The 11048-nt window shown below is 70.5% G+C and carries 11 protein-coding genes, 1 pseudogene and 1 riboswitch; of the genes and pseudogenes, 9 read left to right on the top strand and 3 right to left on the bottom strand.

Translation table 11 applies throughout. The annotated features are described in order from the left end of the window. A pseudogene (locus GJV82_RS20205) lies at nucleotides 1-286 on the top strand (hypothetical protein); the annotation flags it as partial. A 245-nt stretch (nucleotides 287-531) separates the two neighbouring features. Here GJV82_RS20205 and GJV82_RS15215 read toward each other — a convergent pair. Further along, nucleotides 532-1152, bottom strand: a complete 621-nt coding sequence (locus tag GJV82_RS15215) for a DUF305 domain-containing protein (RefSeq protein ID WP_225873386.1) — start codon at nucleotides 1150-1152, stop codon at nucleotides 532-534. 395 nt (nucleotides 1153-1547) lie between these two features. On the opposite strand from GJV82_RS15215, the gene GJV82_RS15210 reads away from it, so the two are divergent. The 7 genes from GJV82_RS15210 to GJV82_RS15180 all read left to right on the top strand — a co-directional run bounded on the left by GJV82_RS15210 (nucleotide 1548) and on the right by GJV82_RS15180 (nucleotide 8208). Then, complete coding sequence (locus tag GJV82_RS15210; RefSeq protein ID WP_196217276.1) at nucleotides 1548-1976, top strand: hypothetical protein; 429 nt, start codon at nucleotides 1548-1550, stop codon at nucleotides 1974-1976. 95 nt (nucleotides 1977-2071) lie between these two features. Beyond that, nucleotides 2072-2695, top strand: coding sequence for a DUF305 domain-containing protein (locus GJV82_RS15205; RefSeq protein WP_155099808.1), 624 nt, complete (start codon nucleotides 2072-2074; stop codon nucleotides 2693-2695). 184 nt (nucleotides 2696-2879) lie between these two features. Beyond that, nucleotides 2880-3713, top strand: a complete 834-nt coding sequence (locus GJV82_RS15200; protein ID WP_155099807.1) for a F510_1955 family glycosylhydrolase — start codon at nucleotides 2880-2882, stop codon at nucleotides 3711-3713. A 149-nt stretch (nucleotides 3714-3862) separates the two neighbouring features. Continuing rightward, a riboswitch (cyclic di-AMP (ydaO/yuaA leader) is annotated at nucleotides 3863-4021 on the top strand. Next, the gene (locus GJV82_RS15195; protein WP_155099806.1) at nucleotides 4021-4815 is read left to right on the top strand and encodes a C40 family peptidase; all 795 of its coding nucleotides are present in this window, start codon (nucleotides 4021-4023) and stop codon (nucleotides 4813-4815) included. It overlaps the preceding riboswitch by 1 nt. 123 nt (nucleotides 4816-4938) lie before the next feature. Then, entirely contained in the window at nucleotides 4939-7293 is a 2355-nt protein-coding gene (locus GJV82_RS15190) for a heavy metal translocating P-type ATPase (RefSeq protein ID WP_225873385.1), read from the top strand. Continuing rightward, nucleotides 7290-7736, top strand: a complete 447-nt coding sequence (locus GJV82_RS15185; protein ID WP_196217275.1) for a hypothetical protein — start codon at nucleotides 7290-7292, stop codon at nucleotides 7734-7736. The genes GJV82_RS15190 and GJV82_RS15185 overlap by 4 nt, the downstream gene beginning before the upstream one ends. Nucleotides 7737-7896: 160 nt before the next feature. Next, nucleotides 7897-8208, top strand: a complete 312-nt coding sequence (locus tag GJV82_RS15180) for a hypothetical protein (protein WP_155099805.1) — start codon at nucleotides 7897-7899, stop codon at nucleotides 8206-8208. Nucleotides 8209-8231: 23 nt separating this feature from the next. On the opposite strand, the gene GJV82_RS15175 is transcribed toward GJV82_RS15180, so the two are convergent. Next, the gene (locus GJV82_RS15175) at nucleotides 8232-8756 is read right to left on the bottom strand and encodes a DUF2306 domain-containing protein (protein WP_155099804.1); all 525 of its coding nucleotides are present in this window, start codon (nucleotides 8754-8756) and stop codon (nucleotides 8232-8234) included. A gap of 134 nt (nucleotides 8757-8890) precedes the next feature. Then, entirely contained in the window at nucleotides 8891-9262 is a 372-nt protein-coding gene (locus GJV82_RS15170) for an ArsR/SmtB family transcription factor (protein WP_155099803.1), read from the bottom strand. An 83-nt stretch (nucleotides 9263-9345) separates the two neighbouring features. Between GJV82_RS15170 and GJV82_RS15165 the strand changes: the two genes are divergently transcribed. After that, complete coding sequence (locus GJV82_RS15165) at nucleotides 9346-10764, top strand: FAD-dependent oxidoreductase (protein WP_155099802.1); 1419 nt, start codon at nucleotides 9346-9348, stop codon at nucleotides 10762-10764. Nucleotides 10765-11048 lie beyond the last annotated feature (284 nt).

Below are 11048 nucleotides of genomic sequence, written 5' to 3'. Positions count from 1 at the left end.
TCGGCAACCGCGCTACACCACTATCGGGGACTCAACTACGATCACTGCTCGGCTGCGGTTGGTTCGCCGCTTCGTCGAGTTCAGCGGTCTGTATCCCTGGCAGTGGGGGCCGGCCGAGGGCGAGGCATGGATCAGCTGGTTGCGGTCAGGGCCGTCGCCGCGGGCCTTGTCGACACTTCGCAACTACGAGATCTCGATCCGGATGTTCTGTGCCTATGCGCGTGATCCGCGGTATGAGTCGCGCGGGCGTGCCGGGCGTGCGAAGAAGCGTGCCGGACGCTGCTAGCCGCGCTGGGATGAGCCCCGTAGAGAGCGGTCCGGCACGCTGGCAGGCACGAAAGCAAGGATACGGAAGTCCGTCGGGCGACACTCTGGGGGCAAGGCGTGGCGGCGCGCACCGCACGGCCATATGAAGCCGTGCCCCGCCTGTCTGTATCGCGGACTCGCTTCACGAACGGGTAGCGGTCTGGGTGACGCCAGCAAGGTGCTTCTCCTGGACGTTCATCCGATCGTGCCTTCATCCATGCGGGGCTAGGGCGTCGGACAGCTTCGCAGAGCGGTGCCGGTGAAGTCCGGGACGGGTCGTGCGTCAGCTTGTTCGGAGGTGGTGGCGAGGCCGTTCTCCTCGATGTCAGCGATGAGCCAGTCCATCTCGGCGATCTCGCGCTTCTGAGCCTCGCTGATCTCCACCGCGAGCTCGCACACTCGGACATCCGAGATCTGTGCGCGTTCCGAACGGGTGATGGCCAAGGAGTGGTGCGGGATCATGGCGCGCATGAAGGCGGTGTCGTTGACGGTGATCTGACTGCGGTCCAGTGCCGCGCCGCCCACCAACAGGACGAGGCTCGCCGTGACGATCGCGATGTTGGCCTTGGTGTTCTTGTACATGTTGAGCATCCAGCCGAGCATGATCAGCCCCATGGTGCCGCCCATGGTGAGGGCCATGAAGACCCGGCTTTGGCTGAAGCGGACGTGGCCCCACTCCCAGGAGCCGACGAACATCACCCAGTACATGACCACCATGGCGGTGAGGATCATCGCGGCGAACCGCAGGTACATACCACGCATCTGGCGCGCGTGTTGGTCGTCCTGGTTTGGTTTCTGCGAGTGCTGCTGATCGTTCTGAGCGCTGGCATCGCGCCGAGCATTCATCGAAGGGCACCTCTTTCTACGTCACGACGCAGGTTCCGGTCGCGCCAGGCCTCGTCTGGAGCGCGTGGTCGGCACACGGTTCAGGCAGCAACCCCGTCCAGGAGCAGCAGGGACCCTCGACGCTACGAGCCGCTTCTGGTACTCGCAGCCGGGCAGTGCTGGGCGGTGCTAGCTCGTGGGCTCGGTGGTGGGGGGCAGTGCGTGACGGCGTGTGTTGTGTGCGGGGCCAGGCGCGAAGATGGAGGCACGAGCACTGCGCGGTGTGCGCGCGGGCGTGCCGGGCGTGCAAAGAGGCGTGCAGGGCGCTGCTGGCGAAGCTGGGATGAGCCGCGGCGCGGACCGGATCTTGGAGCTGGCACGGGTGCAGTGGTTAGGCTGACGGGGACATGCACCCGATGACGACGTTTCGTTCGCTGCTCGCCGGTCGCCGGCGAGGGCTTTCGGGTGCCCTGTTCGTCGCGGCGCTGCTGCTGGGTTTCGTGACGATGCACGCGATGAGCGGCTCGGCCACGGCGCACGTCGGCCCAGCCGCCGCGATCATGACCAGCGCCGATCACCCCGCCCCGGCCCACGAGGCGGGATCGTCAGAAGCCGGGTCGCACGCGCACGACGCGCCGGGCGGATGCACCGACTGCGGTGGTCACGAGATGGCGTCCGCCATGTGCCTGATGATCGCGGTCGCGCTGCTCGCCCTGGCTCGCCCGGGCGCGAGCCTGATGGCGCGCCTGGCACCGGTGTGGTCGCGCTTGATCCAGGCTGGCAGGGTGTTGCCCGCCGTAGGTGCAGCACCGTCGCTGCACGTCCTCGGGATCTCTCGGACGTAGGAACCGCACGCCGTCGACGCGTACGCGTCGACCGATTCGCGTTCCCGATAGGGGCGTGTGTGGTTGCTGAGTACCGAGTTGAGAGGTCCTTTCCCATGAACGTCAAGCGTGTGCTTGCCCCAGCGATCGCGCTGGTCACCGTCGTGAGTCTCGCGGCGTGCTCGAACGACGAGGAACCGGGGCACGACATGGCGTCGATGTCCTCCACGACCGAGGCCGGCGAGCAGGAGAGCCCGGCCGAGGGCGACTGGTTCAACCAGCAGGACGTGATGTTCGCCCAGATGATGGTTCCCCACCACGAGCAGGCGATCGAGATGTCCGACGTCATCGTGGCCAAGGAGGGCGTCGACCCTCAAATCATCGACCTGGCGAACCAGATCAAGGATGCCCAGGGCCCCGAGATCGAGCAGCTGACCACCTGGCTCGAGGAGTGGGGGTCGCCGGTCTCGGAGTCCGACTCGACGGAGACCATGGACCACGGGTCCATGGACGGGATGATGAGCGAAGAGGACATGCAGGCCCTGCAGGACGCGCAGGGGGCCGAGGCGGGCCGGCTGTTCCTCGAGCAGATGATCGTCCACCACCAGGGCGCCATCGAGATGGCCCAGACCGAGGTGGACGACGGCAAGAACGAGGACGCTGTGGCGATGGCGCAGCAGATCGTCGACACCCAGCAGGCCGAGATCTCCACCATGGAAGAGCTGCTCGCCGCGATGTGACCCTCGCCCCGTGGGGCGTGCACGCACTGGTGTTGTGCGCGCCCCCGCGCGGGCCCCTTGCCGAAGGACTGCCTTGATGAACCCTGCCCACAAGAGGCGGGGGAGCGGGTGGCTAGCAGCAGGAACCGTCCTGCTGCTGTCTGCCTGCACCCCGACCTCACCACCCGCGCCGACCGTCACGAGAGTGGCGGCCCAGAACCTGCCCGACTTCGGGCACGTGCACGACGTGCAGGTTGACCCGGCCGACCACACGGTCCTGATCGCGACCCACACCGGGGTCTGGACAATGCCGGACCCGTTCGAGGAGGACCCTGGACAGCTTGAACGCGCCGGAGAGGGCCGCCAGGACACGATGGGCATGACCGTCACGGTCGACGGCGCCCTCTACGCCTCCGGCCACCCGGCGCCCGGAGAGCAGACGGACCTGAAGACGCCCAACCTTGGGCTGATCCGCAGCACCGACGGCGCCACGACCTGGGATCAGGTCTCCTTGACCGGCGAGGTCGACTTCCACGCGCTGAGCACCGCGACCACCGACACCGGCGCCGAGCGCGTCGTCGGCCTGGACTCAGCCACGTCGCGCCTGCTGATCAGCAACGACTCCGGAGCCAGCTGGACACCGGGCGCAACCGTGGAGGCCCGAGACGTGCACGTCATGCGTGCAGACCCAGACACCATCGTGGCCACCACCCCCACGGGTCTGCAGCTCAGCCGCGACACCGGGCAGACCTTCACCCTGGACCGCGACGCGCCGACCCTGGTGCTCGTCGACGCCGGGCTCGGCGGAACGCTGGTCGGGATCGACCCACAGGGCGCCGTGTGGACCGGCTCACCGGGCGGCACCGACTGGACCGAGCACGGCACCGCGCCGAGCGGGACGCAAGCCATGACGTACGTGCCCGACGACAGCCCCGGCAACCAGCCCTGGATCCTCCTCGCCACGAACACCGGCCTGTTCACCAGCCGCGACCTCGGCGCCAGCTGGGACCCGGTGCTCGGCCGCCAGGAGACCGGGTGACACGCCGCCCGCCCCAGCACCGGGCGACCCAGACCGCACCACCCGCCGCGACCGACCCGTGCCCCCACTGCCGGGCCCAGCGGCCAACCCCATGCTCCTCGCGGGACATCCGCGAGGGATCCAAGAGAGCGCCGAGCCCTGTCACCTCTTGGAGCACACCACCAACACCCATGACAGGGACGGGGGAACCACTCAACCGGGCACCACGGTGTCCTCGGGGTGAAGCCGCACCGCAGCCACCGGTACGGCCGGGTCACTCTCCGATCCGAACCCGACAGCTCACCCCGCAGGCGCGAAGGAGAACACCATGACCGCACGAAACCCGGGACGTCACCGCGCGTCCCGCCCACCCATCACACCGCTGACCCCGCTCGCCAGGGCAGCCCAGGAAGGAACAGCCAACGCCGCCCGCAAGGGGGCCCTGCTCGCCGCAGGCTCCGGTCTGCTGGTCTCGGTGTTCGCAGCACCGGCCAGCGCCGCACCGAGCACCGACCACCCCAAGGCGGTGTCCAGCGTCGACCTGAGCGCGCTGACCGAGCCGGCGCGCCAGGCGCTCAGTGCCGCGCCCGCGGTCACCGTCTCGGCCGACGCGGCGTTCGCGATCGAGCAGGCACCGGTCGCGGTCACCCCGGCCCCCGAGCCGGAACCGGAACCGGAGCCGGAGCCCGAGCCCGTCCGTGAGGACCGCTCATCACGTAGCCAGGAGCGCGCTCCTGCCGAGGCAGAGCAAGCCGAGGCCCAGGCACCGGTCGCGGCCCCGCCGTCTGCGGCCGGCTCGAGCGTGGTGAGCGTCGCGATGCAGTATCTCGGCGTGCCCTACCAATGGGGCGGCACGACCCCAGCAGGATTCGACTGCTCCGGCTTCACGTCCTACGTGTACGCCCAGGTCGGCATCAATCTGCCCCGGACCTCTTCCGAGCAGCGGTACGCCGGCACCGTGATCTCTCGCGACCAGGCACAACCCGGTGACCTGATCTGGAGCCCGGGCCACATCGGCATCTACGCCGGGGACAACATGCAGATCGAAGCACCCTCGCCCGGCAAGACCGTCCGGTACGGGCAGATCTGGCAGTCGAACCCGACGTACATCCGCGTCGGCTGACGCTGACGGCGTGCAGGGCCCCACCAGCCCGGTGGGGCCCTGCACACCCCACGTCGAGGAATACCCCACGGGGGTATATGGTTGTGCTGATCCCGTCGTTGCGTCACGAGAGGAAGTTCGGTCATGAAGCCCCACGGTCACGAAGAGCACGAACCGACCGCGGCCGGCCAGCTCCACCGCGGGCAGGCCTCCGTCGACGCAACCGGCGGCGAGAACGCCACGTCGCACGATTCGCCCGACCACGCCCACCGTGGGGAGGCGCACGCCGAGCATCACGAGGAGGCGGAAGTCGGGCAGCACAGGCCGCACGGCAACGGCCACGAGCAGCACCCCAGCCATGGTGGGCAGTCCGCGCCTGAGCGCGAGGATCACTTGAGCCACGCCGGTCACCAGGAGCACGCCGGTCATGACCAGCACGCCGGCCATGGCGGCCATGGCGGTCATGGCGGGCCTGGCGGGCATGGGGATCACGTGGGGCAGTTCCGTCGACTGTTCTGGATCATGCTGGTTCTGGCGGTCCCGGTCGTGGCGGCCTCGAGCATGTTCGCGATGGTGCTCGGGTATGAGCTGCCCGACGTGCCGGGGCTGGGGCTTGTCTCTCCGGTGCTCGGCACGGTGATGTACGTCTGGGGTGGGCGGCCCTTCCTGACGGGGGCGGTGTCCGAGATCCGGGCACGCAAGCCCGGGATGATGCTGCTCATCGGCCTGGCGATCACGGTCGCGTTCGTCGCGTCGTGGGGCGCGAGCCTCGGTCTGCTCGACCACCAGCTTGACTTCTGGTGGGAGCTGGCGCTGCTGATCGTCATCATGCTGCTCGGCCACTGGATCGAGATGCGCTCCCTGGCGCAGACGACCTCGGCCCTGGACTCCCTGGCCGCGTTGCTGCCGGACGAGGCCGAGCGGGTCGAGGGCGACGAGGTCATCACCGTCGCGCCGGCCGATCTGCGCGTCGGCGACGTCGTTGTGGTCCGCCCCGGCGGCAGGGTCCCGGCGGACGGCAAGATCGTGGACGGCGCCGCGAGCATGGACGAGTCGATGATCACCGGCGAGTCGCGCACCGTTCGGCGCAGCAGCGGTGAGCTGGTCGTGGCCGGCACCGTCGCGACCGACTCGGGTCTGCGTGTGGAGGTCACCGCGGTCGGGCAGGACACCGCCCTGGCGGGCATCCAGCGCCTGGTCACCGAGGCGCAGAGCTCCAGCTCCCGGGCCCAGCGCCTGGCCGATACCGCGGCCGGGTGGTTGTTCTGGTTCGCCCTCGGTGCCGCGGTGCTCACCGCCGCGACGTGGACCGTCCTCGGGCTGCCCGACGCCGCGGTGATCCGGACGGTGACCGTGCTCGTCATCGCCTGCCCGCACGCGCTGGGCCTGGCCATTCCGCTCGTGGTGTCCATCGCGACCGAGCGTGCCGCCCGCGGCGGTGTCCTGATCAAGGACCGGCTCGCGCTGGAGAGCATGCGCACCGTCGATGCCGTGCTGTTCGACAAGACCGGCACCCTGACCAAGGGCGAGCCCACCGTGACCGCGATCGAGCCCACCGGCGACCACGACGAGGACACCGTCCTCGCCCTGGCGGCAGCAGCGGAGTCCGACTCCGAGCACCCGCTCGCCCGGGCCATCGTCCGCGCCGCGCGCGAGAAGAAGCTGTCCGTCCCGCCCGCTCGAGACTTCGAGTCGTCCCCGGCAGTCGGTGTTCGAGCCACCGTCGAGGGCCGCCACGTCGAGGTCGGCGGGCCCAACCTGCTGCACGAGCGATCGGCGCAGGAGCTGCCGGTCGCCGATCAGTGGCGCGCCTCGGGCGCCATCATCCTGCACGTCCTGATCGACGGGCAGGTCGCGGGCGCCCTGCGCCTGGCCGACGAGATCCGACACGAGTCCCGCGAGGCGGTCACCGCGCTGCACCGTCGCGGTGTGCAGGTCGTGATGATCACCGGCGACGCCGAAGCGGTGGCCGCGTCCGTCGCCCACGAGCTCGGCATCGAACGCTACTTCGCCGGTGTGCGGCCCGAGGACAAGTCCGCCAAGGTCCAGCAGCTGCAACGCGAGGGCCGCAAGGTCGCCATGGTCGGAGACGGCGTGAACGACGCGCCCGCGCTCGCCCAGGCGGACGTCGGCATCGCGATCGGTGCGGGCACCGACGTCGCGATCGCCTCGGCCGGGGTCATCCTGGCCAGCGACGACCCTCGTTCGGTGCTGTCGGTGATCGAGCTGTCGCGGGCGAGCTACCGCAAGATGAAGCAGAACCTGTGGTGGGCCGCGGGCTACAACCTCATCTCCGTCCCGCTCGCCGCGGGCGTGCTCGCTCCGATCGGGTTCGTCATGCCGATGTCCGTCGGTGCCCTGCTCATGTCTGCCTCGACCGTCGTCGTCGCTCTCAACGCCCAGCTGCTTCGCCGCCTGGACCTTCGCCCCGAGACAAGCACCCGGACGATCCTCGGAGAGCCGACGCCCGACGCCGAGCGGCAGGACGTGCACGCATGACCCCGCAGCCTTCCGGCGACCTTGCGCGGCGATCTCCCGGACGCGCACGTCCCGCCGTCCCGGGCCTCACGGCCTGTCGCCTGTGCGCCGGCGAAACCCTTGGCGACGCTGATACCCACCCAGGTGGCCAGCTCGGCCGTGTCCGGGACATAGCGGAGAGCGGCGATGCCCGCCTGACGGTCGTGGACTGCCTCGACGCCTGCGAACGCGGAGACATCCTCGTCGCCAGACCCATACCCGCCGTGCGCGCCGAGCAACCGCCGATCTGGTTCGAACGCCTCGCGGGCGACGAGCTCACCTCCGCACTGCACAGGTGGCTGCGCGCCGGCGGGCCGGGGGTCGCCCCGCTTCCCGGCCCGCTGAACCCGCACGTCATCCATCCCGACCGGCCTCCGTCCGCCGGCGAAACCCTCACCACGGTGGACGTCAGCATCAGGACGTAGCGCAGCCAGTTGCACGGTGTAAGGCTTCGCGGTGACGGAAACCGCGCGGGACGAGATCGACCTGGTCGGTGCGCGCACATGCGTCCGCTCCGTGATCGATGGCGCGACAGACCAGCCGCTGGCGATTCAGCGCCCAGGCAGAGCGAGAGAGGATGGACCGGTGAAGATCGAGCTCCTGGTCGTCGACGACTGCCCGAACGAGGCGCCCGCCCGAGACGCGCTGCGCCGCGCCCTGGACCGGACCGGGTTCGACGCACCCATCACCACCATGATCATCGCCGACGACGACCAGGCCCAGAAGCTCGCCTTCCACGGGTCGCCCTCGTTCTACGTCGACGGACAAGACCTGTTCCCCGTGCCCCACGTTCGCCCTGGTTTGGCGTGCCGCGTCTACCCCACGACCACGGGTCTGCGCGGCGTGCCCGACGACCGCACGCTGACCACCGCCCTCACCAACCGCACCTGGCGCTAGCTGCGCTCGTCTGGCGCCGGGACCTACGGAGTCGGTTCGGGCTCGCGCGCGGGCACCGATCGGGGCGGCCGGTTCCGGCGGATCGCCCAGACCGTGAGCGGTGCCCCGACCGCGGCCGGCAGGAGCCAGAACGACCAGTCGGGCAGACGCTCCCAGACAGGCAGGTGCGGTCCGTTGTCGACGTAGAACGCGGTCAGCATCGTGACGTACGCCAGGCCCATCCACGCGATGTGCGCGCCGTCGCTGCCACCGCGCCGCCGGTTGCGCCACCCGAGCAACACGGCGGCCAGCGCGACGCCCCCGAGCACGGCCAGATGAACTGTCGCGGGCCAACGGATCGCCACCATGACGACCATCGATCCGAAGAGAGCGGCGATCCCACCGAGGAAGACCCGACCCGCACCGACGTGCCACTCACCGCCCTTGCGGGTGAGCATCGCGATCAGTCCGGCGAGCACCGCTGTGATCCCCGCGGCGATGTGCACGAGCAGAGCGAGGCCGAACACCGGACCTGCATCGGGCTCCGGCAACCCCGGGATGTCGATCATCGTCGCCTCCGACGTCCAGGCGTCCAGACGTCCACTCCCAGGGTCTCACCGACGTCCGCGATCATCCGCGCACCCGTGGCAAGTTCCTGCACGGTCGTTCTGTGAAGGAGCACGCTCGACGTGCAGTGGCTTCCTCAGTTGGCCGCGGTCTCGGCGAGCGAGGTCGCGAGGCGAGTGAGTGCGCCCGGGACGAGGGAGTAGTACGCCCAGCGGCCGCGCTGCTCGCGGTCGAGAAGGCCGGCGTCGACGAGGATCTTGAGGTGGTGGCTCACGGTCGGCTGGGCGAGGCCGACGGGCTCGGTCAGGTCGCACACGCACGCCTCGCCGCCGTCGTGCGCGGCGACGATCGACAGCAGCTGCACCCGGGTGGGGTCGCCGAGCGCCTTGAACACGCGGGCCAGGTCGCGCGCCGTCGCGGGGTCGGCGGCGTCGCGCACGAGCGGCGCGCAGCACCCGCCCGTCGCAGAGGTGTCCGGTGCCTCGAGGGTGAGCGCGGTGGTCGTCATCCCTCCATCTTGCCACGCATCGACGTTTATGGATACGTTGGCGCCCTGTCGTTGATCGAAGTTTGTCGATGCGAGGAGGCGTGATGGGCGAGGTAGTGCGGGACGAGCTGCCGGTCGTGGTGATCGGTGCGGGTCCGGTGGGGGTGGCGGCGGCGGCGCACCTGCTGGAGCGCGGTCTGGAGCCGCTCATCCTCGAGGCAGGTGGTGGGCCGGGCTCGGCGATCGCGTCGTGGGGTCACGTGCGGTTGTTCTCGCCGTGGCGGTACGACGTCGACGCCGCGGCGCGGCGCCTGCTGGAGCCGACGGGGTGGGTCGAGCCGGACCCGGACACCCTGCCGACCGGTGGGGAGCTCGTCGGGCGCTACCTGGTCCCGCTGGCCGCGACGCCGCAGATCGCTGCGCGGCTGCGCACCGGGACGCGGGTCCTCGCGGTCGCGCGCGACGGCGCGGACAAGACGCGTTCCCTCGGGCGCGAGCGGAGCGGCTACCGGGTGCGCACGGTCGGCCCGGACGGACGGGTCGCGGACGTGCTGGCGCGCGCGGTGATCGACGCGTCGGGCACGTTCTCGACGTCGAACCCGCTGGGCGTCTCGGGTCTCCCGGCCGCGGGCGAGGCCGAGGCGGCCCGCTTCGTGACCGGGCCGCTGCCGGACGTCCTCGGGTCGCAGCGCGACCGGTTCGCCGGGCGGGACACGCTCGTCGTCGGGATGGGGCACTCCGCGGCGAACACGCTGCTCAGCCTTGTCGAGCTCGCCGAGGACGAGCCCGGCACCACGATCACGTGGGCGATCCGCGGCGGCTCCGCGCGGCGCCTCTTCGGCGGCGGAACCGACGACGAGCTCCCGGCGCGCGGGCTGCTCGGCACGCGGCTGAGGGCGGCCGTGGAGGCGGGGCGCCTGACCCTGCTCACCCGGGTCTCGATCGAGCGACTCGTCCCGGACGGGGACACCGTGCAGGTCCTGGGCACGGCGCGCGACGGGGCGCTGCATCTCGACGTGCACCAGATCGTCAACGCGACCGGGTTCCGCCCCGACCTCGACATGCTGCGCGAGGTGCGCCTGGACCTCGACCCCGTCGTCGAGGCTCCGACCGCGCTGGCCCCGCTGATCGACCCGAACCAGCACTCCTGTGGCACGGTGCCACCACACGGGGAGCAGGTGCTGTCCCACCCGGACGACGGGTTCTACCTCGCCGGCATGAAGTCCTACGGGCGCGCACCGACGTTCCTCCTCGCCACGGGGTACGAGCAGGTGCGCTCGATCGCCGCGGCGCTGGCCGGGGACCGCGCAGCGGCGGACGCGGTCGAGTTGAACCTGCCCGCGACGGGCGTCTGCTCGTCCGACCTCGCCCTGGAGGCCGACGGCGAGAGCGCCGGCGGGTCGTGCTGCGGCACCGCACCCGCCGAGCCGCAGCTCGTCACGCTCGGCCTCGGGGCGCCCGTCGGGGTGGGCTTCGCCACGGGCGTCGTGCACGGGCGTTCGGGCGACGGTCCGGACGCGTGAGCCCGACCCACTGACCGCGACCCCCGCCGACATGGCGGGGGTCGCGTCGTATCCCGGCACTGGCGCACCGCGCTTCCTCGGAGCCGGGCGCCCGGAACGGATGAGCCGCACGTTCGACCGCTGGCTCGGCACGAGCCTGCTGCGGAAGACCATGACCTTCTCGTAGCGCGCCGGCGATCATACAAACATAGATCGTGCTCTATCTGTCATCCGGGATTCCGACCTCGTTCACTGCGCGTTCACATAGACCGCGTTCTATCGATCGTGTTGGTGGATGCGGGCGG

It is taken from the genome of Cellulosimicrobium composti, from assembly GCF_009711085.1.
Taxonomy (GTDB): domain Bacteria; phylum Actinomycetota; class Actinomycetes; order Actinomycetales; family Cellulomonadaceae; genus Cellulosimicrobium; species Cellulosimicrobium composti.
This window is presented reverse-complemented; position numbering and strand designations above follow the sequence as displayed.